We start from the raw sequence: 25815 nt of genomic DNA, 5'->3' as shown, positions 1-25815 counted from the left end.
TCAGCGAAGGTGTTGCTGGCTCGGTAGTAGGGATATTCGGCCTCAGGCTGAGGCAGACAACCCTTCAGAGACCAGCAATCAGGATGATTGCGTAGGCTTAATCGGCACAGGGATGTGCCGTATAAGCCGGGTCGGAGAAGGTGTTGCTGGCTCAGCAGTCAGCCAAGTAAAGAATTTATTAGATAAAACCAGTTAAGGTGGGAGTAAACACAAATCATGTCATTCATAGTGGAACACCTTTCCATGATTAGCGCCATGATGGGCACCGGCGTGATCGCTGGCATCTTGGCGGGGCTGTTGGGTGTCGGTGGTGGCATTGTCATCGTGCCCGTTTTATTTTTCCTCTACCAAGGATTAGGAGTCAGCGCTGACAGCGCCATGCTAGTAGCCACAGCGACCTCCCTCGCCACCATTATCCCCACGTCAATCAGCTCCATTCGTTCCCATCACGCCAAAGGCAATGTGGACTTCCCGCTGCTGAAACAATGGGGCGTGTTTATCTTTATCGGCGTCATGATCGGTAGTGTGGTCGTCACGAAAGTAGAAGGCCAATGGCTGACCCTATTGTTTGGCATTATCGCCACCCTATCGGCCATCAATATGCTGCTGGGTAAAAAAGACGCCTTGTTTCAATCTCTTCCCGGCAAAGCGGGTCAGAGCGCGATTGCCACGGGCATCGGTTTCTTCAGCTCCATGGTGGGCATCGGTGGCGGTACGCTGACTGTCCCGACACTGACCTTTTGTAATTACCCTGCCCACCGCGCTGTCGGCACCGCCGCTGCGGTTGGCTTGATTATCTCGCTACCAGCGGCAATCACCATGTTGTTAGTTGGTCAAACACCGGCAGATGCCCCGTTCGCCACCGTAGGTCTAGTGAATCTGGTTGGCGCGGCCTGCATTATCCCGCTGACGGTGTTATTTGCGCCGGTGGGCGCCGGTTTGGCCCAGCGTTTGAATGCGGCCATGTTGAAAAAAGTCTTTGCGATTGTGTTGGTGTTCACCGGCCTTCGCATGTTGTACCAAGTGTTGATGTAGGAGTCTGTCATGCAACCACTAACGCTTCCCCCAAGATTGCTCATGGGCCCCGGCCCAATCAACTGCTACCCAAGGGTTCTGCAAGCCATGGCGACTCAGCTGGTTGGACAATATGACCCGGCCATGACGGACTATATGAATGAGACCATGGCCCTTTATCGCCGCGTGTTCAACACACAAAACCAGCAAACCTTCTTGATTGATGGCACGTCTCGCGCCGGAATCGAAGCCGCACTGGTGTCGGTGTTGGAGCCGGGCGATAAAGTGCTGGTGCCGATTTTCGGGCGCTTTGGTTATCTACTTGCCGAGATCGCCGAGCGCGCCGATGCCGACGTTCATACCATCGAAGTTCCTTGGGGCGAAGTGTTTGCGCCGGAACAAATCGAAGAGGCGATAAAGCGGATTCGCCCGAAGGTGTTGGCCATTGTGCAAGGTGACACTTCCACCACCATGCTTCAGCCGCTGGACGCATTGGGGGCGATTTGCCGTGAATACGATGTGCTGTTCTACACCGATGCCACAGCCTCGATTGGTGGCAACCCATTTGAAACGGATAAGTGGCAAGTGGATGCGGTGACTGTCGGTCTGCAAAAATGCTTAGGCGGCCCTTCGGGTAGTGCGCCAATATCCATGAGTGATCGCTTCGTCCAAGCCGTGCGTCGCCGTCACCATGTAGAGGCGGGCATTCGTGACAGTCACCATACAGGAGCGAAAGGGGCACGAATTCGCTCGAATTACTTCGATCTGGCCATGATCATGGACTATTGGGGCGATGAACGTCTCAACCACCACACTGAAGCCGCCACCATGTTATTCGGTTCCCGAGAATGCGCCGTTGCCTTATTAAGCGAAGGGCAAGATGACGTGTTAGCGCGCCACCAAACCGCAGGACTGGCGATGTTGAGAGGTATTCAAGCCCTTGGACTTACGCCTTTTGGCGACTTAAAACACAAAATGAGCAACGTGGTCGGGGTCTACATTCCCGATGGAGTAGACGGAGAACAGGTTCGTCACGACTTGCTCCACCTCTTTAATATTGAAATCGGCACCAGTTTTGGGCCCTTAAAAGGCAAAATCTGGCGCATCGGCACCATGGGCTACAACGCTCGCCAAGATGCCGTTTTGCATACGTTGCAGTCCTTAGAAACCGTGCTGCGTCGCCAAGGCTTTTCAATGCCCGCCGGTGCGGGTGTCGATGCGGCAATGGCGGTCTACGCCGGTCAGGCTCAGGGTTAACCTATGTTAGATTTTCAAACCCTAGCCAATCTCGCGATGAGCCGACTCGAAGAACTGGGCAACATCAGCCAATCAGCAGACTATCTCGACCGACGCTACCTCAGCCCCGAGCATCAACAGGCGAATCAACTAGTCGGCGGTTGGATGCAGGATGCGGGGATGTCCACTTGGCAGGATGCCGCAGGCAACCTTTGGGGACGCTTTGCTGCCCCCGAGCCAGATGCGCCTCGATTTATTCTGGGCAGTCATTTGGATACGGTACCCAACGGTGGCAAATACGATGGCATGCTCGGCGTTGTCGCGCCGGTGACTTTGATCGGTGCTCTGCACGAATCTGGGATCAAGTTACCGTTTCATCTCGACGTAGTGGGCTTTGGGGATGAAGAAGGCACGCGCTTTCGCTCAACCTTGTTGGGCAGTCGCGCTCTGACTGGGAAATGGCCGCAAAGTTGGGCTGATTTAGAAGATGAAAACGGCATCACCTTGCGTCAAGCCATGGCGCAATTTGGCTTGGAGTTTGACCAAGTCCTTCAAGCTAAGCTCCCAACCGGCAATATCAAGGGTTACCTTGAACTACATATCGAACAGGGGCCGGTGCTGGAACAACAGAATTTACCCGTCGGGGTCGTAAGCGCCATCGCCGGAGCAAAGCGCTTTGAATTTATCATCACTGGCATGGCGGGACATGCCGGTACAGTGCCCATGACGCTGCGCCAAGATGCCTTAGCCGCTACCAGTGAAATGATCCTCGCTATCGAATCCTGTGCCAAACGGCACGATGTGGTGGCAACGGTCGGACAAATCAGTAACCGCCCAAATGGGGTAAATGTGATTTCCGGACTGACGACCTTTTCATTAGATATCCGCAGCGAACTGGATGAACGCCGGGAAGCCGCCCTTGAGGATATTTTGCAGCAATTAAATGCTATTGCAGAGCGACGCAATGTCCGCCTTGATCGGATTGAAACGCACGCGGCCAATGCGGTGCAGTGCGATCCTGCGTTACAAGCTTTATTACGCCAAGCGATTGCAACTCAAAATATCGCCCCTTATACCTTGTTCTCCGGGGCAGGCCACGATGCCATGGCCATAGCCGAGATATGTCCTATCGCCATGCTGTTTTTACGCTGTGATAAAGGCATCAGTCACCACCCAGCGGAATCGATTCACACACAGGATGTCGCAACGGCCTTAGCGGTGTTAAGCCATACCCTACAGCACTTTACCTAACTCCGTATGCGACTAGATTGCCAGCCACTCCGAGGCTAGGACAAGTACAGTATTATGTCCGCCGCTCCGGCAGGCATCCATGCCTGCAAGTCGCGGTGCGCCCATCCATGGGCGCGGCTCAACATAATCTGTACTTGCCCCATGCCCGACTTAACAGAGGAGCAATACGATGCAAATCACCCGAATTTTCAACGATGAGCAAGGCAATAGCCACTTTGGAACGGTACAAATAGAAGTTAGCGATGGCGGCCCCATTGGGATGTTGTCAAAGCGGTTCGAAGTCGGTCAGATGCTCTTTCGGGAAACACCCGCCGACTATGATTTCAAATGGCACCCAGCACCACAACGGCAATTGCTCTTTATCATCAAAGGCCGTTGCGAGTTTATGGTGTCATCGGGAGAAACACGCCAATTTGGCGCAGGGGATGTGCTGCTGTTAGAAGACACTGAAGGCCAAGGTCACTGCTCAAAGGCCCTATTTAATGAAGTGCGCCATTCCATTTTTATCACTTTGCCTGATGATGTCCGTTTTTAAGTAACAACAAAAAGCCGCTGGGGAAACCTGCGGCCAAAATAGGACAACTCAACCAAAAAAATTCCAGTACTTAAAATGCACAACCTGGTTTAACACCAACTTTCTTCAGCACCATTGCCAACGGACAAAAACCCGTAAAGGCAGATTGCAGCAAGTTAGCACCAACAAACGCGGTCAACCACATCCAGTTCGGGTTAACCCATTGAGACAAAGCTAGACTAACTAGAATTACCGTACCGGCAAATGCCAAAACCACACGATCAATAGACATAACGCACTCAACGAATTCAAAAGCGTGCTTTAAAGCACTAAAATAATTAGATTTAACTAATATAGATATGTCTACTATAAAAATCCAGTGATTTTTTGTTCTCTGTTACATGCTCGGTATTTCCCTATTTATCAAACTCGCCACCGACTTGCTCAGTCCAATTATGCTGGGTAAATGCTATCATAAGCACCAATTTGGAATGCTCAGAGTGATGTACCACATGTATCAACAACGGATGCGTTTATTTATTCAAAGTGCCTTACCGCAGCTACTTTGGTTAGTGCTTATGCTGCTACTCGCACGTGGAATGATGTTCTACTTGTTTACAGAACCGGATCAACTCAACGGTAAGAGTGGCGATATTCAGCGCATGTGGCTAACGGGCTTGCGTTACGATTTGCGAGTCACCAGTATCTTTATCCTGCTGTTATTCTTACCCAGTTTGATCTTTGCAGCGCACCGATTGACTTGGCGGTGGTGGAGTAAACTCCTGATCATACTTTGGCCACTGCTGGGATTTACCTTTGCCTTATCGGCGATAGCGAATATTTACTATTACCAAACCTACCATAACCATTTTGATATGTTCGTATTTGCCTTGGGGGAAGACGACACCCTAAGTGTGCTAGCGAACATTTGGCAGGACTACCCGGTTATTCGGATTATCACTATCAGTCTGCTCGTCACGGGAGGAAGCTATTGGCTAGATAGGAAAGTTCGCCTCCGCGATGTCGCTAAGCCTTGGCACTGGGCTTTGTTTAGTTCATTTCTGATCGTCGTATTTCTTGGTCTAGCGATCTTAGCTCGGGGTAGTCTAGGCACCTTTCCGTTACGGGAAAACGACTCTCATGTATCGGATCTACGGATTATTAACAAACTTACGCCTAATGGTTTAATGACGCTCAGTTGGGCCTATGACAGCAAGAGCAAGGATCTTTCCTTTAAACCGGTGAAACTTAGCGATGGGAAGCGTTTACAAGCGACTCTTGGTTTAGAATCACTAATTGAAACCACCCCCGAAAATAGCTGGCTTGCCGATAACCCACCCCATGTGGTGATGAATTTAATGGAAAGCTTCGGCAGTAATATGCTGGCATTAGATGAAGCAGATACCAACGATATGCTAGGGCAGCTGCGCCCTCATTTTGAACAGGATTTCGTCTTCAAACGCTTTGTATCAGAGCACAATGGCACCGCCCCCTCTTTCGCCGCCCTGTTCTTTCAGAGCCCGATGGAAAACATCAGCCAGAGCAGTGTGCAAAATACTCGGTTGGATTTAATCCCTTTCGACGTGTACCACCAATCGGGGTACGAAGTGATTTTTATCTCTCCGGGCAATATGGCTTGGCGAAATTTTAGCGGTTACCTACCCTCTCAGGGAGTCGACAAAGTATACGACCAAAACAGTTTGATTAACTTATACCCCGAGGCCATTGATGAAATAACGGCTTGGGGCGTACCGGATGATTACGCCTATCGCTTGGCAGAAACTTTATTAAAGGAAGCCACCCACCCGGTGTTTATTACCATTTTGACGGTTACGAATCACCCTCCCTATATCACACCGGAGCGCTATCAGGCTTACCCCGTTACTCTGACAGAAAAGGTTAAAGCACATTTAATTGATGGGGATATTGGCTTGGAAAATATGCTGACCACATTCCAGTTTGCTGCGAATGCTTTTGGTGAGTTTATCAACAAAATTAAACAGTCTGATCTAGGGCGCAAGACCCTCATTGCCGCTACCGGCGATCATCAAATGCGTCGTCTACGCGCCACCTACCCGAACGAACAAGTAATAGACCGTGCGGTGCCCTTTTATCTGTACGTACCGCAGCCCATCCTAGATAACACCGACTGGAAATACGATATGGAAAGAGTTGGCTCCCATAAGGATATCTTCCCAACGATCTATCATTTCAGCTTGTCAAATGCCCAATACCGCAGTTTAGCAGGCAGAAATATGCTAGCGACAGAAGACGCCCCAGCCCGAGCTTTTGGCTATAACTCCACCTTATGGATTGATGAGAACGGTGCTTACCCTCTTGATAGCAAAGTGCAGTTTTATCCCTGGGCTCAGGCCGGTGACTTGGAGCTAGCCGACAAAGGACAACCGCCATCTCCTGAACAAGAAGCTAAATTAACGGCTTTGCCGCAACTACTGCACTGGCAAATCAACGCTCGCGTGAAAGGAATAAATGCGCAATAGGGCGCTATGATAGTGGTGACCACTAGGAGAACCGTAACCAGTCAGCAACTGGTTACGGTTGTAGTACGTAGTTTACTGATTAAATTCTTTCAGAATTTCTTCATAACGACCAGACGCCTGAAGTTCGATCAAGCCTTTGTTAAAGGCGTTGCGTAGCTCTTCAGAGTTAGGAATCGCTTTCGACACTAATAGATAAAGATCATGTTCTTCCAATGGCGGGATCAAGATTTGTAGATCCATTGGATCCATACCTTGCTTTTTCGCTTCTTCACGGGCTGCGGACAAGCTGTCTGCATACAGGTCAATCTTGCCAGCCTCTAGAGCGGCAACGGCTTGATCTACTTCTTTGAATACTTGTAACTGACTAAAAGCGTAGTTATCGAATGCTTCACTCGTGACGAAGCCTTCCACTTTACCGATTTTGTAGTTGTTTAACGTTGTGAATGAATCGTAGCTGCTGATATCAAGTTTTGGTGTTTTGATAACACCCACCATGACGGTGTAGAGAGGAATAGAGTATAGGTAATCTTTAGCACGAGCCTCTGAGTAGTATCCACCAACGACGGCATCCTTTTCGCCAGCTTTAACAGTATCTAGGGCAGTTTGCCAAGCAGTGAACTCAACGTCACTGGTGTAACCAGCGGCTGCCAAAGATTCTTGAACGATTACGTTGATAAAACCACCACGATCTAGTGAGTCACCAACAAATGGCGGCCAGTTCAAGGTAGTAAGAGAAACATTCGCTGCCTGAGCAGCCATTGCAGAAGACGCTAACGCTGCGTAAGCCAAGAAACGTAATTTAGACACAGTAAACTCCTTATCATTTAGTGGTCGTACTTTCGATCTTAGTCGAAAAATTGAACACCAGAAGGGGGGGAGTCGCTGTAGAGCCCGTACAGGTCGCTAATTGTGACCAAATTTTGGAAAAACAGGCAAATACGTTCAGAAACCTTAACCGTAGATATCAAACAATTAAAAGACTGGGTCAGATGGCTGACCCAGTCGGCGTAAATTATTCCTCTCGATGTTTACGACTGTAAATAAATAGAGCTAGGAATAATACCAAACCGGCGCTATCGATCAGAATGCTCTGATGGGGCCATAACATCAGCAATGCCGCCACTCCAGACAATAAGCGCAGCAGTAGTGGCAACGGCCCTTCCAAATAACCTTCCATAAAGCCGACAAACGCATAGATACCAAATAATGCGAACACAAAGATACGCAAGACATCGCTAGTCTCGCCACCGATAAAATCCGTGTACGCCAGCAACAACGGCACAATGTACAAGCCCTTGGCGAGTTTCCAAGCGGTAAAGCCCGTCGCCATCGGTGGTGTTTTGGCAATCGCTGCCGCCGCAAAGGCGGTGAGACACACCGGCGGGGTAACGTTAGAGTCTTGGGATAACCAGAAAATAATCATATGGGCGGATAACAGCGCCGCACTCAAGACAGTGGGGTTAACCGCCTGCTCTAATAACTGATTTTTAAAGTCTGCAGGCACTTGGGCGATCAAAGCGAGGGCATCTGCCTCTGCCATAGGAGCGGATAACAATGCATATTTCGCAGGGTCAATCAGCATAAAGATGATCTTAGCTTCTTCTGGCAAATTACCGGCTACCACCAGATCTACCAAGTGGGACTCAGCAATCAAACCATATAATGCGGGAGCCGAGAGGGTTGCCAGTACGATGTAAGCCGCAGTGACCGGCAAGCCCATACCCAGAATCAAAGAGGCCAAAGCCACCAGTGCCATCATAATAATCAGGCTACCGTCCGACCACTCTGCAATCATAAGAGAGAAGGTATTGCCGATACCAGTCATGGACACGACGTTGACAACCAAACCCACCGCGATCAATAGAATCGCCGTAGTTGCCATATTCCGGGAACCTTGTGCTAAAGCGTCTAATACATCTTTTAGCTTCATCGGATTCTTAGACAACCAAGATGAAACAATCACCGCGATAATGGAAATCCCAGCCGCATAGGTAGGCGTAAAGCCCCAAATCAACAGCGCAACTAACACGGCTAACGGTAGCAAGAAATGCCAACCTTCTTTGAATACTTCCCCTAGTGGGCGGCTATCAAGCTCTACCGCATGGGCGTGGGAGCGCATGGCTTCCACGCGCACATAAAAGCCCACCGACATGAAGTACAGCAAGGCCGGCAAGGTCGATACCGCGATGATTTCCACATAAGGGATCTGAGTATATGACGCCATAATGAAGGCGCCCGCCCCCATTACTGGAGGCATCAACTGCCCACCGGTAGATGCGGCAGCTTCTACCCCAGCGGAGAAGCGTGCCGGAAAGCCAGCACGTTGCATCATCGGAATAGTAATCACACCAGTTGATACGGTATTGGCAACCGATGAGCCAGACACTGAGCCCATCAAGCCTGAGCCAAGAACCGCCACAAAACCGGGGCCACCCACAAAGCGACCAGCCGCACAGCGGGATAATTCTATAATGAAGTCCCCTGCCCCGGACTTCACCAAAAAAGCACCGAACAGGATAAACATGAATACATAGGTCCAGGAGATACGGGCGATGGAGCCGAACATCCCCTCAGACGAAAAATACGAGCGGAACATCACGGTCTCTAGGCTTAAGCCAGCAAAACCGAAAATGCCGTCTATATAAGGCCCCCACCAAAATACATAAGTGAGCGCGACAATAATCATGGTGGGGATAAACCAACCGGTAGTTCGGCGGGTCAGTTCTAACGCTATGGCAATAGCAACAAAAGACACCACCCAATCACTGGTGATAAAAGTCACTCCCCGATCATATAGGGCATCTTCAAATAAAATCAGATAGACGGTACAGGCAATCGCCAACACACCAATGGCGATATCAAGCAGCAACACTTTTTTCTGACCACTCGCACTAGAGGTACGTAGCGCTGGCACCATCAAGGCACAGATCAATGCAAAACCGCTAAAATGAATTGCCGACACCCATAATTCAGAAAGTGTGCCTAGGGTATTAAAGTAAATATGTGCTAGCGCAAACAGCACCCCGGCCCAATAAACGAATCTTCCCGACAAGGAATTTTCTTCCCGCTGGGTCAGTTCTAACCCTTTTAGTTTTTCTTGAGTTTCCTGATCGTGTGCGATCGCCGCTGACTCTGCCATAGTTATAACCTAGTTGGTAAGGGCGCTGTCGAGCAGCGCCGAGGATTCCAGTGAACACAGGGAGAATGGGGAGCAAGCTCCCCGAGGTATTACTCGATGATCAAATGATCAGGAATGGTCAAGCCAGCTTCGCGGTAGTAACGGGCCGCACCTGGATGTAGCGGTACTGGTAAACCATCAATTGCCTTCGCTAGCGACATATCTTTCGTGGCTTTGTGAATACCGTTTAGGAAAGGTAGGTTTTCGTAGATGGTTTTAGTCAACTGGTAAACGTCTTCTTCTGGCATGTCGTCATTAACTGCCAAGAAGTTTGGTTGAGCAATGGTTTGGATGGCTTTGGTCTGACCTGGGTAGGTATTGGCTGGGATCTCAAAGCGCGTCCAAAGTTTGAAGTTACCGTTCGCCTGTTTAATTTGCTCGTCAGTAAATTCCAAGATAGTGATGTCGTTCCCCAAAGAAGCATAAGCACGGGTAACAGCACTGGTTGGCACACCAGATGGGATGTTCATACCATCAATGGTGCCATTCTGTAGGGCATCGGCAGAGGCCGCATAACCCATATAAGCCATATCTAGCTGATCCACTGGCACTTTCATATTGCCGAGAATGGCTAAACCTGAACCTTCGGTGCCAGAGTTTTTGGTGCCGATAGAAAACTTCTCGCCGGCCAAATTATTCATATCGGCAATGGTGCCAGTTTTAGCGTAGTCTGCTTTTACCACAAACTGCTCGACGTTTTGCCATAACATACTGATAGAACGTAGGTTTTTCTGAGGGCCTTCAGAAGCCATTCGACCTTCCCCATCCCACGCCCAAGCACCATATAGACCTTGTAAAATAGACAACTGCGCTTCGTTTTCACGCATCAGCTTGATGTTTTCCCCGGAGCCTGCCGAGTTGATGGCCGACATAGAAATACCGAGAGTAGGTTCTAACTTCACCTTTGTCAGAGTCGCTAGCGCCACACCGACTGGGTAAAAGGTGCCGCCGGTAGAGGCTGTTGCTAATACGTAAGAACGCTTTTCTGCGGCTTGGGCAAGCCCCACACTACCAATGGCCGTTCCCATTACCAGTGCGGCACTCATGGCTTTGATCAGCGTACGCTTTGTCATTTTCATGGTCATATCCTATCTATGTTGTTGTTATTGAAAAGGAGTCCGAGCACCTTACAGTGCGTTCAGATAGGCTTTACTAGGCAAAGGCAGTGCCAATACTAAAAAATCCTCATAAGACACTGATTTATAAATAAAAAATTGAATAATTTCGCCGAATAGTAACGCACCAATGAGCCATTTTATGCCGATAACAAGGGAGTTGGATAAGCAAAATTTGGCCTATTTCGCCCATCAACAGCGAAGTTAGGAGCTTAACAACCAAACTGACCAGCGGTTTTTACCCTCTAAAGGTACGCATAAGCCAATTTTTGCCGATGTAGGTAGTTGGTAGGATTTACCCGGTGAAATCACTACGGTTAAGCCCATAGCGGGTCATTTTCTGATTTAGCGTACGCCGTGGTAGGTCTAACTCATCCATGACCGCTTTAATATTGCCTTGGTGGCGATGCAAAGCACGCTTAAGAACTTCCGCTTCAAATGCTGCCACTTGAATGGCTAGAGGCAGTGGTCGATGCTCCACTTCGTCCGCATAGCTTATCGCAGGTTGACCACTCACAAGGTCGGCCAGACTCGCGCGACTGTCTAGAGCAAAACGAATGGCGATATTTTTGAGTTCGCGCACATTCCCTGGCCACTGATGACTGCGTAGGACTTTTTCATCCTGAACACTTAGTTGGCGACTTTCTTTGTCCCGTTCCGTCGCTGCCTGATTCACGTAATGCATGAATAACAGCGGAACATCTTCCGTGCGTTCACGCAGGGGCGGTATATATAATTGGGACACGTTAAGACGGTAAAACAAGTCCTGCCGGAAGTTCTCATCGTCTCGTAAATCCGCCTTGGAAGCGGCAATCACCCGAATATTTACTGGTATAGTTTGGTTGGCACCCAAGCGCTCGATTTGCCCTTCCTGCAGAGCGCGTAAGATTTTGATCTGTAAATGGGCTGGGGTGCTTTCTATTTCATCGAGAAATAAGGTGCCACCATCGGCGTGCTCAAATTTGCCAATACGACGTTTCGCCGCGCCGGTAAACGCCCCGGCCTCATGGCCAAATAATTCACTTTCGATCAAGTGTTCTGGGATGGCGCCACAATTGATCGGAACAAAACGCTTGGTTTTTCTTGGACTAAACTCGTGTAAACACTGGGCAACCAATTCTTTACCGCTGCCAGTTTCGCCGTAAATAATGACATTGGTATCCATTTCCGCGGCAGCCAATAACTCCCGCTTGAGACGGGTTATGGCAGGGGAAAAACCAATAATTTTGCCGTCTATCCCTGAACGCGCTGCAAGGTCGGTCTGTAAACGGGAGTTTTCCAGCATCAGTGCCCGTTTATCACAGGCTCGAATTAAGGTTTCTACCAATCGTTCTGGCACAAATGGCTTTTCGATAAAGTCATAGGCACCATCTCGCATGGCCTGAATGGCCATATCAATATCCCCGTGCCCCGTAACCAGAATCACTGGCAAATCTGGAATACGCTCATGGGCCGCCTGCATCAGCTCTAGGCCACTCATACCAGGCATTTTCACATCTGTTAGCAAAATACCGGGGAAAGCATCGTTCAGATGAGGCAAGGCCTGCTCGGCGGAATCGGCACAAATAACCGTTAACCCAGCCATCTGTAGCCACTTTTCTGTGGCTTTACGAATCATGGGGTCATCATCAACGAGCAAAACGGTTCCGGTATAGGGTACTGGCATAGGTATTTTATTCTTCTATCACGATATCGGAGTTGAGGTTGGCCGCTGGCAGTGTAATAGCGAAGCCCGCCCCACCAAGAGGGGAGTCTATGGGCTGAATCGTACCATGTAAATCCCGTACGATAGCGGCCACGATGGCCAGCCCCAAACCAAGCCCGCTGCCCATGGGCTTGGTAGTATAAAACGGCTCAAATAAGTGCTCACGACTGGTTTCCTCAATGCCTGAACCGTTATCAAAGATGGTCAGACAAATTGCGTCGCTACCTACTGATTGGCTGGCGATTTGAATTTGTTTGTTGTATCGCCCCTGTAAAGCATCGCAGGCATTGGTCAGTAAGTTAACTAACACCTGTTCTAGGCGCGCATTGTCCCCCATAACCCAGTGGTTTTCCGCTATCTCTGTCTCTAACTGGATGTGTTCTTCTTCTAGCCGTTTACGCAATAACAGTAGCGTCTGTGCCAATGCGGTCTGAATCGACACTGGCGTCACCGCTGCTGGTTTCTTATAGGCGAAGGTTTTCAACTGAGCCGTAATCACCGCCATCCGTTGGGTTAAGTCTTCTAACAAAGTTAGATTTTCCGCCAGTAATTCCGGTTCACTAAGTAACTGGCGGCTAATGGCAATGTAAGTGCGCATGGCGGTCAATGGCTGGTTTAGTTCATGCACAATAGCGGTGGACATACGCCCAAGGGCCGCCATTTTGCTGGTTTGAATCAGTTCTTGTTGAGCATTTTGTAGAGCTAAGGTACGTTCCTGTACCTTGTGCTCCAGGGATTCATTCATATCTAACAGGGCTTGCTCCAAGTGCTTGCGACGACTGATATCGACAATAGTGGCCAAGTATTCAAATTGGGGATTATGTTGCATTTCCCGCAAGGAAATTAACGCCGGAAACTGAGTATCTGGCGCCCGCAACGCTACCGCTTCAACCCCTGCTACACCTGAAAATTGATCTTTGCCGATGCTGTTCAAGGCCGCCGCCAGGGTTGAACCAATCGGAACATCAAGCAATAGCTCCGACAATGTCTGACCAATCAGATGCTCTGGCGCTTGATTGAATTGCTGGGCAGCTTTGGGGTTAATAAAGCGAATCTGACCAAGCTGGTTTAGGGTCAGTAACCCTACTTCGGCATTGCTGATAATGGAGCGCTGTTGCTCCTCATTGCGTGCTAATGCGGCGCGAGTCTCCTGCTGAGAAAGCTGCTTTAAGCGACGTTCACGCAAGTACAATAGCAAAATACCTAAGATCCATAGGCCTGCGGTGGACAGCACTGCCAACAAATCCGCATAACGTTCACTGGCTTTGGCAGAAATTAGGGTAGTAAACGTCCAGCCTAAATCATCTAGGCGCACCTTATGGGTAAGATAATGCTGATGCTCGATGGTCCACATCTGCACTTGGGCGCCATTGGGCAAACTGACCTCGGACTGTTGGGCGATACGCCCCCGCTCTTGGCCGATCCAGCGCCTTGGAGAGGCGATAAAAATCCGTTGTTTATCATCGCTGATAGCAAACAACTCATCGGCCGGACTATCTGGTAGTAAACGCTCTAATTCGATGCGTACAATCGCAGCACCAACAAAACGGGAATGGTTATAAATCGGAGCGGAAAGATAATAATAAGCCTGCTCGCCCAACTGATTATCATAGAAGCGTCCTTCTTCTCCCCGTTTAGTCAGCTCAAAGATGGGTAACTGGGCAAATTCATTGGGCTGGGTATATTGCTGGTCGCGCCAATTACTGTAAGCCACTGTACGGCCAGCATGGTTGACAATAAACAGTCCCGACGCCCCAGCCACCAAGTTGGTTTGCTCTAAATAGCGGGATACCTTCTGCGCCAACGTTGCCGTTGCGCCCCCTTCCGACTGCTGGGTCAGGGCAACCACATCCTCGTTTTGAGTCAGTAGAAAAGGCAAATAATGATAGGCATTGAGCGCACCGCGCACCCGGTGAATCGATGCCAACAGGCGATCAGCGGCTTCGCCATGGAGCGCTTGATAGCCGAAGTCTTTCGTAACCTTGCCTACCCCGATGCCTATTAACACCGAGGCGAGACACCAAGCGAAGCCTATCCAGACAACGCGCTTGCTGGTTTTCAAGAGCATAGTGTGACCTTGTTATTGTACTAAGCAAGGTCACAGCATACACGAAACGGAGGAAGTTTAGTGGCGTACTTTGGCCCCAGACACGCCGTAGTAAGCGATGTACAAGTAGCACAAAAGCGGTAGAGCAAAGGACAATTGTAGGCCGATGGTGTCGGCAAATGCCCCTTGTATCACTGGCACAATCGCACCACCCACGATACCCAAACACAGCAAACCTGAACCGCGGCTGGTATTCACACCAAGTCCTTTTAGAGCCAAGCTAAAGATGGTCGGGAACATGATGGAATTACACAGCCCTACCAGCAAAATCGCCCACATAGCCACCCAACCAGAGCTGGCAATGGCGATCGCGATCAGTACCGCAGCCATCACACTGTTGACAGCTAGTAGTTTACCGGCGTCGATTTTTTGCATCAAAATGGCACCGGCGAAACGCCCTACCATAGCACCACCCCAGTAATACGCGATGTAATGGGCGGCACTGGATTCCGGCAGACCGGCAATGTCCTCTAAACCGAAGAAATTCACTAAGAAACTGCCGATAGAGACCTCTGCCCCCACATACATAAAGATAGCTACCACCCCTAAAATCAAATGACGGTAGTCCGTAAGCGGTTTCTCTGAAGAGACTATGTGGCCATCCTGCTCCTCTTCTAATTCCGGTGTTGGCAAAGAAATACGGGTAAAAATCAGCGCCAAAACAATCAGAGTTATCGCCAAACCAAAGTAAGGCACAATGACGCTTTCCGCTTCTGCGGTCTCGGTAGCAAACTCAGTAACAGCCGAGAAGATCAACACACTACCGATAATAGGTGCTACCGTAGTTCCCAACGAATTAAAGGCCTGTGTCATAGTAAGACGGCTCGATGCGGTCTCACTTGGCCCCATTATGGTCACTAACGGGTTAGCGGCGACCTGCAAAATCGTGATGCCGGAGGCCAACACAAACAAGGCTGTGAGGAACACCCAATAAGTCTGTACTTTCGCCGCGGCGATAAACAGCAAACAACCCGCAGCAGCGATCATCAAGCCGATGCCCAAACCTTTCTGAAACCCGACTTTTTTCACCAAATTACCCGCTGGAATCGACACCAAAAAGTAAGCGCCAAAAAAGCAGAATTGGGTCAACATAGCTTGGGTGTAATTCAGAGAGAACACCGCTTTCAAGTGAGGAATCAAAATATCGTTGAGGGACGTTATAAAGCCCCACATAAAGAAAAGAGACGTCAGTGCCACGAGAGCAAAACGCTGACCAGAACCTACATTGCCCGCAACCGGAGCCGTATTTTGTACATGCATAACGCCGACCTGTTATTCATAGTGTTGGGATGAAAAAGCGGTCGGGGATGATAATGCAGAAAACAAAAAACTTAGCAAAATCAGTGACTTTTAGAGTTTAATATCCCTTAAAGCTGCATAATTTTAGCTTGAATGTAACCCTACCTTGCATAGGGTTACTTAGCCTGTTACCGATGTAATATTTGCAACAATGAAATCGGTGGACGAATTGAGCAAGAAACGTGACACTATACCTATCATCAAAGTCAGAAAAGGGCATCTTTATGCTTCGCAAATTACTTGTTTCCTCCGCTGTAGCGGCTAGCCTCGCTCTTTCTTCTACCGCTTTTGCCGAGGACGTATTTGAACCACCCATGCCATCGGAAGATTTCCAGCCAGAAAATACCTTCTTCTTTGCCAGCGCCTTCAATGAAACCTCTGACGATGTGGATCTTTGGGGCTTGGAATCAGGTCTTCGCGTTTTATTCGATGACAACTGGTCGGGCCGTGGGGCAGTAACTATGTTTCACACCGGCGGCGACTTTTTTGAGGGTTTAAACTTCGGTGCCACGGGCTCATTGTTGTATGCCATCGGTAACTTTAACCCTGATTTCTCCGCACGCCCTATGGTCGGCTTTGGTGCCTACATCGCTAGCAACGAATGTGATGATGAAGGCGAGCAAGATGCGTTCTGTAAGTCGGATATGTTCGCTGCCGTCTACCCAGAACTTGGCTTTTCCATCGAGTCTCAAGGGGTCGAGCTATACCTGTTTAGCCGTTACACCATTCACCCAAGCGTGGAAAATGGCGTGATGCTAGGCGCGTCGGTGGGTTACAAGCTTTAATCTTGGTTCCTTTAGCACTTTGCAAATTGCGTTAAATCAATAAACTCCACCTAGAAGCCACTACATCCCTAGGTTGCGTAGTAGATATGGCATACTGTTCTCTCTTTAGGATTATCGAGGACAGTATGTTCACCCGTTACCTTGCCCCACTCATTTTGCTGTTAACTGGCTGTGTCAGTACCAACACGTCACAAGAAAGCGTCGATTACTCCTTGCCCATCGCAGCCATTGGTTTTTGGTCTGGCTCGGCGACCGAGAAAGAAGTCATTAACGTAGAAATTCAAACGACGACAAAATCCTGGTCTGGCTTTGTCAGCGAATCCGGGATGGTCATTTTGACTAAAAACGATGGGGAGATAATCTACGGTGACTTGGATTGGAATGCTGACGGGGAAGCTGCTGGCACCCTTTACTATCACGCCAACGGTACGCGTCACTCCCTTGATAGCAAACTGACCATCTCCGAATCTCAATTTCGCGGCACGATTAAATCCAACCTCGATACCAGCAATATCTACGTCGATGTCAGTTTCACTATGAGTCTAGATAACACTAAAAACAGCAGTTTTAGGCAAGATGTGGATTACTACGACTTGGATGGGCGCTGGTATGAGTACGTCGGTTCGTCATCCAATGCGGTGAATTTGAGTGATGGCGACAGCACCATTCGAGCAATCGAATCGAACTGTACTATCAAATTAGAAACTCAAACGAATCTATACCGTTACGCGGAGTTCTATCTGAACGCCGACCTATCTAACTGTGTGGACAGTTCACACAACGGTAGTTACACCGGCTACATGCAACAGACTCAGGATGAGACTTACACCTACTTGGATGCCTATCTATTCAACGCTTCCGCCATTCATCATGTTCAACTCCGACAATAAGAAAAGAACATCAAGACGTGGAGATAAAAAAATGGCTCACGACATGAGCCATTTTTCTTAATAAAGATTTCACTGATTAAAAAGACACTTTTCTGGCGCTCATGCTAGAACCATCCCAAGTCCCTTTCACTTCGATATAACGTCCAACGGCTAGGTTACTGGCTGGGCCGTCGTCATACCAAGCACTGCTCACATTCACCGTGACGGTGTTTTGCGCCAACGTCATATGCTCATACTTGCGCACGGTCATCGTTAGGGTTGTGCCATTGATGGATTGAACTATACCTTCCACCTCCGCACGACTGTCGTTGTCATTGGACACGTCATTTAAGACGTATCGATCATGATCGCTTTCGGTGTCATAGTCGTCGCCGGAGCCATCGTCGTTTTCAGACTCATCATGCAATTGACTCACGCCATTTTGACCAAGACAAGCGGCTTTAATTTCTAAGCGATTAACTTGCAAACCAGTGTCCGTCGCGGCGCCTTTTGCCTCCACATAGGCCCCATCAGTTAGACAAGTTTTATCTGCATTTTCAAACCAAGCTTGAGACAAATCGAGCGACACCGTCTGCCCTATTGTGTAGGTTTGAGAATGCTCCACATCGGCGATGGTCAAGGTGGCTTGGTCTGTTCCTAGATCAGAGATCACCCCCTTTAACTCCACATAACTATCTTGATATTGGTGTTCACGGTCGGAATCGGAGGCGCCCTCGATTTCGATTAACGAGGCAGAAAAGCCGGTCGTGGTCCACATACCACGCACTTCAATCGATTGGTTTGCCGCTAACGCTGACGATGAACCCGTTTTATAGTTGGCATTCAACACATTGCTAATGGTGATGCTGTTTTGGGTCGGCAATCGGTCAGACTGTTTAAGGTCTAGTGTCAGCGTCTCGCCATCGACGGATTGGATGATCCCTTCGACTTTACCTCGTTCAGTGTCACTTGAGACTTCACCGGTTAGTACATAGCGGGTATCGGTTTCAATTTTATAGGCAAGTATCGTGTTCTGGTCGGCATTGTATTGGCCATAAAATTCGACCTGATCACCAACAACAAGCTGATCTAAGGAAGAAAGGGCATGACCGTTGTAAATACGCGTTGCCGTATCGGTATTTACCGTCAGAGGAACCGCATTATTAAATGGCGTAATCGTCAACTGAGAACCGTTCACCGCCGATAGCGTACCCGTCATATGAGCATACGGTGCACGATATTCGCTGTCCGCTAGCTGCGAAATCACCCCCGTCACCAACTTAGTGTTCGCGTCATAACTAAACTGAGCAAGATTGAAGTCCAAACTCAGTTGACTGACCGCACCACTAGCAACGGCCAGAGTCCCATTTACGGGCCATTCTACGTCGGTCTGACTATTGCTTAACTTTGCATTGGTAACAACGCCATTGCCATCCACCAACACCACATCAGTGCCTAAGGTCACGGAAAAATCCGTATAGGTTCCCACCGGCAAGGATGACTGACTTAGCACTTGGCTGACATCCGTTAGCTCACTCAGATTGACTGCTAGCCCCGTTGAATTTTTGTACAAAGTCTGTGAATCCCCCCCAGTTTTCACATCAATTTCTTTAACCGACACCCACACTTCCGCGTAATCGGTACTCAGATTATCCGTGATAGCGAGGCTAACGATGCCTTCCTTACTGTCGTCAGCATCACTGTCTTGCTCCGCTACCTCAGCGCTATCCTCTTGGTAAGCAGACGGGGATGTGGTGCTATCACTGGTGCTGTTAGGGTTACAGGCTACTAAGGTGTAGGTAAGTGGCAACAGCGCCCAATGGGCTTTCAGCCATTTTGCTCGAAGAAGATATTTTGACATGTTCAGCTCACTACTTTTGTTATTAGGTTTTATACAAAGTAGAAAAGCTCTCTTAACTGAACATTAAATGATCAGCCCTTTGCCGGACTTCCTAACCATCACTCAAAGATATCAGTCGTATCGACGCTATCACGTCTTTGAGCTGCTGTTGTATTTTAGGCAGTTTCGTCCCATCCAGTTGGTATTGATGGTGCTTCGCTGCTTCGGAATCGAGGTAAGTCGCTTGAGACAATTCTAGCTGGATAGCATGAATATGATCAGCAGGTTGGCCGAAGTGGCGGGTGATGTAGCCGCCTTTAAAGCGACCATTGGTAACTTGGCTGTAATCGGTGTCGATCACGGAGGAAACCGCTGCGCTAAGGCGTTCATCACAGGCCTTACCTTCATTGGTTCCCCAGTTAAAGTCCGGCAGGGTGCCATCAAATAGCATAGGGACTTCGGCAGCAATGGAGTGGGCATCAAACAAAATGGCGTAGCCAAATTTGGCTTTTAAGCGCGCAAGCTCATTCGCGATGGTTTGATGATAAGGACGCCAAATGTGTTCCTTGCACCATGCCCGATGTTCTGGCGAAGGTGTTTTTCCCGCAAAAAAGAGGGGCTCGTCAGCGAATAGAATGTCGGGGAACAAGCCGGTGGTTTTGGTTTGATACAAGGGCTTGTCATCATAGGGGCGGTTTAAATCGATCACATAGCGAGAGTAGTTAGCCGAAATGCGAGAGACGTTTAGCTCAGCTAAAAAGCCATATAATTCAGGTATATACCAATCAGTATCGGGTAAAGCCTGTGCCGGTTCTGTGAGTCCAGCCTTTACCTCATCGGTGAGATGAAGCCCTGAATGGGGCATACTCACCAATAACGGTGAATCGCCCTGTTCAAATTCGAATGCCGCTTCACTCATTTTCGTCATTCAGATACCTCCCCTAAATACACTCGTCTTTGTAGCAGTTGACCGCCAAGCCAGTAGCTTAGTTCGCCGGGGGCACTCACATTCCAGTGGATAAAGTTAGCCTTTTTCCCCACTTCTAGGGAGCCAACTTGATGATCTACCCCGAGTGCTTTTGCCCCGTAAAGCGTTGCCCCAGCAAGAGCTTCCTCCGGCGTCATGCCAAATAGGGTACACGCCATGTTCATCATTAAGCGTAGTGACAACACCGGCGCGGTGCCAGGGTTGGCATCGGTAGCGATGGCCATAGGCACCTTGTGTTTGCGAAAGAGTTCAATGGGAGGCTTTTGGGTTTCCCGCAACATGTAAAATGCACCGGGCAAAATCACCGCCACGGTTCCCGCCGCGGCCATGGCCTGCACATCCTCTTCGGTCACGTATTCCAAATGATCCACCGACAAGGCACGAAAGCCTGCCGCCATGGTTGAACCGCCCAGCGATGATAACTGCTCGGCATGCAGTTTCACCGGCAAATCCAATTGGGTCGCCGCGTTGAAATAGCGCTCGGTTTGAGCCACGGAAAATCCAATGCCTTCACAGAACGCATCCACCGCATCGGCTAAACCAAGCTGCGCTACTTTGGGCAAGACCTCATCGCACAGATAGTTGATGTAGTCATCGGCACGACCCGCATACTCCGGCGGTAAGGCATGAGCGGCCAAACAGGTGGTTTTCACATCGACCGGATTGGCGTCTAGCAAAGCTTTGGCAGCGCGAAGCATATCTATCTCGCTTTGCAAGTTGAGACCATAGCCGGATTTGATTTCAACCGTAGTGACGCCATCGGCCATGAGGCTTGCTAAGCGAGGCTGTGCCGTTGCAACCAGTTCAGCCACGCTGGCAGCGCGAGTGGCTTTGACCGAGGAAATAATGCCACCACCGGCATTGGCAATGTCCTGGTAACTAGCGCCATTGAGCCGCATTTCAAACTCATTGGCGCGATTACCACCAAAGATCAGGTGCGTATGACAGTCCACGAGACCGGGCGTGATCAAGCCACCTTCCAAGTGATAGGTTTGCTTGGCTTCATAGCCTTCCGGCAGGTCGCCTTGTACGCCAATCCACGCAATATGGCCATTGCGCACACCAATTGCACCCTGCTCGATCAGGTTATATTGCCCGCCTTTCATGGTGGCAATATTGGCACCCAGCCAAAGGCTATCCCACTGGAATGTTGTGTCGTGGTCTGTCATACCATGCTCCTGTTAATCGCCCGACTAGTTCAAGCTTGGCAACAAGCCAGTTGGCATCAGACCATTGTGGGCGGCACTTTTGATCAGATCCGTGGCTTTTTCGATATCCGCCGCGAAGTAGCGATCTTTATCGTAGAAGGGTACATGGGAACGCAGCTCAGCTTTGGCTTGCTCCAATACCGGCGTGGTTTTCAGTGGTGCACGGAAATCCAAACCTTGAACCGATGCCAATAGTTCCACAGCTAAAATCCCACGGGTGTTTTCCGACATATCACGCAAACGGCGCGCTGCGAAAGTTGCCATAGAGACGTGGTCTTCTTGGTTGGCCGAGGTTGGCAAGCTGTCAACAGACGCCGGGTGGGCGAAGGTTTTGTTTTCACTTGCCAACGCCGCCGCGGTTACTTGGGCAATCATAAAGCCCGAGTTGACGCCGCCATTATCCACCAAAAATGGCGGCAGTTTGCTCAAACCGCTGTCGATCAACAACGCCATACGGCGCTCGGACAAGCTGCCGATTTCGGCAATGGCGAGAGCGAGATTATCCGCCGCCATAGCGACGGGCTCCGCATGGAAATTTCCGCCGGAGATAATGTCCCCGTCTTCGGCGAATACCAACGGGTTGTCGGATACGGAGTTAGCTTCCACCACCAACGTATTGGCCGCATTGCGAATTTGCTCCAAGCACGCCCCCATAACCTGTGGCTGGCAGCGCAGCGAATAAGGGTCTTGTACCTTTTCGCAGCCTTGGTGGGAGCTGCCGATGTCACTGGTTTCGCCTAATAAATGACGATAAGCCGCCGCTACATCGATTTGCGTTTGGTGGCCACGCACTTGGTGGATGCGATCATCGAATGGGCGACGACTACCAAGTGCCGCTTCCACCGAAAAAGAACCACAGGTAATGGCCGTCGCAAACAAATCTTCCGCTTCAAATAGCCCTTCCAACGCAAAAGCGGTGGACGCTTGGGTGCCGTTTAACAATGCCAAGCCTTCTTTCGGCGCGAGGGTAATCGGCTCTAGACCGGCAACAGCAAGCGCTGCCTGTCCAGATAGAATTTCCCCTTTGTAGCGGGCTTTGCCTTCACCTAATAAAACGGCACTCATGTGTGCCAAAGGTGCCAAATCCCCAGACGCGCCAACGGAGCCTTTTTTCGGAATACACGGGTACACTTCTTTGTTGATCAAGGTAATGAGGGCTTCGATCACCGCTAAACGAATCCCCGAAAAACCACGAGCCAAGCTGTTTACTTTCAGGGTCATGACCATCTTCACGGTGGTATCGTCCATCAATTCCCCCGTACCGGCGGCATGGGAAAGCACGATACTGCGCTGCAACTCTTCTAAATCTTCCGGTGCAATACGCGTGTTCGCCAACAGCCCAAAGCCGGTGTTAATGCCATAAACAGTGCGATCTTCCCGAATCACATCGTCCACCACTTGGGTGCTGGCATGAATCGCCGGAATCGCTTCCGGCGCAAGGGATAGCTTCACATGACGGCGGCTAATTTGGCGCAAATCCGCGAGGGTCAATTGGCCTGGTTTTAAAATCAGTTCAAACATGTTCTTCTCGTCCGTCATTATTTGTTTGGAGTAGTGATCATCGGCAGGTGCAAACCCTGCTCTTTCGCGCAATCAATGGCAATATCGTAACCCGCATCCGCGTGACGCATGACGCCGGTGGCCGGGTCATTATGCAGCACGCGGGCAATACGCTCGGCTGCTGCGTCGGTGCCATCACAGACGATGACCACACCAGAATGTTGCGAGAAGCCCATTCCGACACCACCGCCGTGGTGTAACGATACCCAAGTCGCGCCGGATGCCGTATTCAACAAGGCGTTCAGCAACGGCCAGTCAGAGACCGCATCGGAACCGTCTTGCATACCTTCGGTTTCTCGGTTTGGACTCGCCACCGAGCCCGAATCGAGGTGATCTCGACCGATGACTACCGGCGCAGACAGCTCGCCGGAACGTACCATTTCATTGAACGCTAGGCCAAGTTTCGCCCGTTGACCAAGTCCCACCCAACAAATTCGCGCCGGTAAGCCTTGGAACTGAATACGTTCTCGCGCCATATCAAGCCAGTGATGCAGGTGCTCATCGTCAGGAATCAGCTCTTTGACCTTGGCATCGGTTTTGTAAATGTCTTCTGGGTCGCCGGACAACGCCGCCCAACGGAACGGGCCGATACCACGGCAAAACAGTGGGCGAATGTAGGCAGGTACAAACCCTGGGAAGTCAAAGGCGTTTTCCACGCCTTCTTCCAACGCCATTTGGCGGATGTTGTTACCGTAGTCAAACGTCGGTACGCCCATTTTTTGGAACTCAAGCATGGCTGCCACATGCACCGCCATAGTTTGCTTCGCGGCTTTCGTGGTGCCCGCAGGGTCTTTCTGTGCAGCGTCTTTGTATTCTTCCCAGCTCATACCTTGCGGTAGGTAACCATTTAGGGGGTCATGGGCAGAAGTTTGGTCTGTCACCATATCTGGGCGTACGCCACGTTTCACCAGTTCCGGCAAAATGTCAGCGGCATTGCCGCAAAGAGCGATGGAGATGGCTTTGCCTTCGGCGGTGTAACGCTTGATACGCGCCAAGGCATCGTCCAGATCCGTTGCTTGCTCATCCACATACCGGGTACGCAAACGGAAATCGATGCGGCTTTGCTGACATTCAATATTCAAAGAACAAGCACCGGCGAGGGTTGCCGCAAGCGGTTGCGCGCCGCCCATGCCGCCAAGCCCTGCGGTCAGAATCCAACGCCCCGTCAAATCACCACCATAATGCTGACGCCCGGCTTCGACGAAGGTTTCGTAGGTGCCTTGAACGATGCCTTGGCTACCGATGTAAATCCAAGAGCCTGCGGTCATCTGACCATACATAGCCAAACCCTTGGCATCCAACTCATTGAAATGTTCCCAGTTCGCCCAGTGTGGCACGAGATTGGAATTGGCGATCAAGACACGAGGCGCGTTTGAATGGGTTTTGAACACACCCACCGGCTTACCGGATTGCACCAACAAGGTTTCATCGTCTTCGAGGTTCTTCAATGTCGCCACAATCTGGTCGTAACACTCCCAGTTGCGTGCTGCACGCCCGATTCCACCGTATACCACCAGCGCTTCAGGGTTTTCCGCCACATCTGGGTCGAGGTTATTCATCAGCATGCGCAGTGGCGCTTCGGTTAACCAGCTTTTCGTATTGAGTTGAGTGCCGCGAGGGGCGCGAATTTCGCCTTGGCGATAGCGTGGGTCCGTCATATGGATACCTTCTGATGTTCTTGTTATCGGTTCAATTGCTTGTTTTTATAAACATGTATATACAAGCTGTTTTTAGAAAATAGAAGGGATCGCCTGCTGATGCAAGTATTTTTTGCTTGAGCTAGTCAAATGACGAGGAGACTTGGGTTAGCGACTAAAGTGTCCGAACAGCTGGAAACGGCTACCAGGGTGCAGTAAACGGGCTGCCGTTACTATTTGATCCCCAGACCAAGTGCGGCGTTTGATTTGCAAACAAGGCTCAGATTCACTGATTTGAAGAAGATCGCATTCACGTTCATTGGGCAGGACGGCTTCCACCAAATGCTCTCCTTCGGTCATGGGGGCAGCCTGCATCAAGTAGACATAAGGCGTCTGACGGGTGAAGTCTTGAGCGCCATAGTCAGGAGCTAACACGGCGTTCACGGTACGTTCTTCTAGCTGGATCGGTAGGTCATTTTCGAAGTGCAAAATGACCGAGCGGAAAATTTCCTGATTGGTACGTATACCAAGGTTTACCGCCTCTTCCACCGTCGCTTTACCTCGTAGAAGTTGCAGTTGCTCTGCACGATAAACACCGCCGCGGGACGCCACTTCTTCGGCAATATTGTGCACTTCAAACAAAGCCGAATGGGCCTTCTTCTGTGCAACAAAGGTCCCCAAACCTTGCTGTCTGGTCAGCACACCTTCTGCGGTCAATTCACGCAAGGCGCGATTAACGGTCATGCGGCTGACATTCAGTGCCTTCACCCATTCCGCTTCCGAAGGCACCCGTTGGTTTGGTTGCCATTGTCCAGATGCCACTTTGTGAGCGATCGCTTGCTTTAAGCGCGCATAGATGGGAGCAGGGGTATCCGGCAAATCGGAAAAGAAGTTATCCAGCAAAGAGGGTGTCGAATCAGCCACGGTGGTTCCCAGTTGAGCTTAAAGCAGAAAGTAAAAGTATACCCTTGTTGCTTGTATTTAAAAACATTAGCTTGTATATACATT

Annotated in this window: 20 protein-coding genes; 7 read left to right on the top strand and 13 right to left on the bottom strand. The window is 49.9% G+C overall.

Annotated elements, in window-relative coordinates:
* Positions 1-216: 216 nt before the first annotated feature.
* The 4 genes from FJM67_RS06910 (at position 217) to FJM67_RS06895 (ending at position 4036) form a co-directional block, all read left to right on the top strand.
* Positions 217-1035, top strand: a complete 819-nt coding sequence (locus FJM67_RS06910) for a sulfite exporter TauE/SafE family protein (RefSeq protein WP_140588053.1) — start codon at positions 217-219, stop codon at positions 1033-1035.
* Positions 1036-1044: 9 nt separating this feature from the next.
* Positions 1045-2271 carry a pyridoxal-phosphate-dependent aminotransferase family protein gene (locus FJM67_RS06905; RefSeq protein WP_140588052.1) on the top strand — a complete coding sequence of 409 codons (1227 nt, stop codon included), beginning with the start codon at positions 1045-1047 and terminating at the stop codon, positions 2269-2271.
* A 3-nt stretch (positions 2272-2274) separates the two neighbouring features.
* Positions 2275-3501 (top strand): allantoate amidohydrolase, encoded by a 1227-nt coding sequence (locus tag FJM67_RS06900; protein WP_140588051.1) that lies wholly within the window; start codon positions 2275-2277, stop codon positions 3499-3501.
* A 169-nt stretch (positions 3502-3670) separates the two neighbouring features.
* Complete coding sequence (locus FJM67_RS06895) at positions 3671-4036, top strand: AraC family ligand binding domain-containing protein (protein WP_140588050.1); 366 nt, start codon at positions 3671-3673, stop codon at positions 4034-4036.
* Positions 4037-4106: 70 nt separating this feature from the next.
* On the opposite strand, the gene FJM67_RS06890 is transcribed toward FJM67_RS06895, so the two are convergent.
* Positions 4107-4307, bottom strand: a complete 201-nt coding sequence (locus FJM67_RS06890; protein WP_140588049.1) for a YgaP family membrane protein — start codon at positions 4305-4307, stop codon at positions 4107-4109.
* 220 nt (positions 4308-4527) lie between these two features.
* Between FJM67_RS06890 and FJM67_RS06885 the strand changes: the two genes are divergently transcribed.
* A complete protein-coding gene (locus tag FJM67_RS06885) occupies positions 4528-6516 on the top strand; it encodes an LTA synthase family protein (protein ID WP_140588048.1) in 1989 nt (662 codons plus the stop codon).
* A gap of 72 nt (positions 6517-6588) precedes the next feature.
* Here FJM67_RS06885 and FJM67_RS06880 read toward each other — a convergent pair whose 3' ends face one another.
* From FJM67_RS06880 to FJM67_RS06855, 6 genes are all read right to left on the bottom strand, one after another.
* Positions 6589-7323 carry a substrate-binding periplasmic protein gene (locus tag FJM67_RS06880; RefSeq protein ID WP_235890005.1) on the bottom strand — a complete coding sequence of 245 codons (735 nt, stop codon included), beginning with the start codon at positions 7321-7323 and terminating at the stop codon, positions 6589-6591.
* Between the two features lie 205 nt (positions 7324-7528).
* On the bottom strand, positions 7529-9655 hold the full coding sequence (locus FJM67_RS06875) for a TRAP transporter permease (protein ID WP_140588047.1): 2127 nt from the start codon (positions 9653-9655) through the stop codon (positions 7529-7531).
* 89 nt (positions 9656-9744) lie between these two features.
* A complete protein-coding gene (locus FJM67_RS06870) occupies positions 9745-10773 on the bottom strand; it encodes a TAXI family TRAP transporter solute-binding subunit (protein WP_219845917.1) in 1029 nt (342 codons plus the stop codon).
* A gap of 331 nt (positions 10774-11104) precedes the next feature.
* Positions 11105-12475, bottom strand: coding sequence for a sigma-54-dependent transcriptional regulator (locus FJM67_RS06865; protein ID WP_140588045.1), 1371 nt, complete (start codon positions 12473-12475; stop codon positions 11105-11107).
* Positions 12476-12482: 7 nt separating this feature from the next.
* On the bottom strand, positions 12483-14582 hold the full coding sequence (locus FJM67_RS06860) for a sensor histidine kinase (protein ID WP_140588044.1): 2100 nt from the start codon (positions 14580-14582) through the stop codon (positions 12483-12485).
* A 57-nt stretch (positions 14583-14639) separates the two neighbouring features.
* Positions 14640-15881, bottom strand: a complete 1242-nt coding sequence (locus FJM67_RS06855; protein WP_140588043.1) for a sugar MFS transporter — start codon at positions 15879-15881, stop codon at positions 14640-14642.
* A gap of 263 nt (positions 15882-16144) precedes the next feature.
* Between FJM67_RS06855 and FJM67_RS06850 the strand changes: the two genes are divergently transcribed.
* A complete protein-coding gene (locus FJM67_RS06850; protein WP_140588042.1) occupies positions 16145-16705 on the top strand; it encodes a hypothetical protein in 561 nt (186 codons plus the stop codon).
* Positions 16706-16830: 125 nt separating this feature from the next.
* Positions 16831-17595: a hypothetical protein gene (locus FJM67_RS06845; protein ID WP_140588041.1), complete on the top strand. Its 765-nt coding sequence runs from the start codon at positions 16831-16833 to the stop codon at positions 17593-17595.
* 76 nt (positions 17596-17671) lie between these two features.
* On the opposite strand, the gene FJM67_RS06840 is transcribed toward FJM67_RS06845, so the two are convergent.
* The 6 genes from FJM67_RS06840 to hutC all read right to left on the bottom strand — a co-directional run bounded on the left by FJM67_RS06840 (position 17672) and on the right by hutC (position 25731).
* On the bottom strand, positions 17672-19435 hold the full coding sequence (locus FJM67_RS06840; RefSeq protein WP_140588040.1) for a DUF5666 domain-containing protein: 1764 nt from the start codon (positions 19433-19435) through the stop codon (positions 17672-17674).
* Between the two features lie 91 nt (positions 19436-19526).
* Positions 19527-20342: an N-formylglutamate deformylase gene (hutG, locus tag FJM67_RS06835; protein ID WP_140588039.1), complete on the bottom strand. Its 816-nt coding sequence runs from the start codon at positions 20340-20342 to the stop codon at positions 19527-19529.
* Positions 20339-21571, bottom strand: a complete 1233-nt coding sequence (hutI, locus tag FJM67_RS06830; protein ID WP_140588038.1) for an imidazolonepropionase — start codon at positions 21569-21571, stop codon at positions 20339-20341. The genes hutG and hutI overlap by 4 nt, the downstream gene beginning before the upstream one ends.
* Positions 21572-21595: 24 nt before the next feature.
* Positions 21596-23131, bottom strand: a complete 1536-nt coding sequence (hutH, locus tag FJM67_RS06825; protein ID WP_140588037.1) for a histidine ammonia-lyase — start codon at positions 23129-23131, stop codon at positions 21596-21598.
* 17 nt (positions 23132-23148) lie between these two features.
* On the bottom strand, positions 23149-24828 hold the full coding sequence (gene hutU, locus FJM67_RS06820) for a urocanate hydratase (RefSeq protein WP_140588036.1): 1680 nt from the start codon (positions 24826-24828) through the stop codon (positions 23149-23151).
* 147 nt (positions 24829-24975) lie between these two features.
* Positions 24976-25731 carry a histidine utilization repressor gene (hutC, locus tag FJM67_RS06815; RefSeq protein WP_140588035.1) on the bottom strand — a complete coding sequence of 252 codons (756 nt, stop codon included), beginning with the start codon at positions 25729-25731 and terminating at the stop codon, positions 24976-24978.
* Positions 25732-25815: the final 84 nt, after the last annotated feature.

The organism is Maribrevibacterium harenarium, assembly GCF_006385675.1.
GTDB classification, from domain to species: Bacteria; Pseudomonadota; Gammaproteobacteria; order Pseudomonadales; family Marinomonadaceae; genus Marinomonas; species Marinomonas harenarium.
This window is presented reverse-complemented; position numbering and strand designations above follow the sequence as displayed.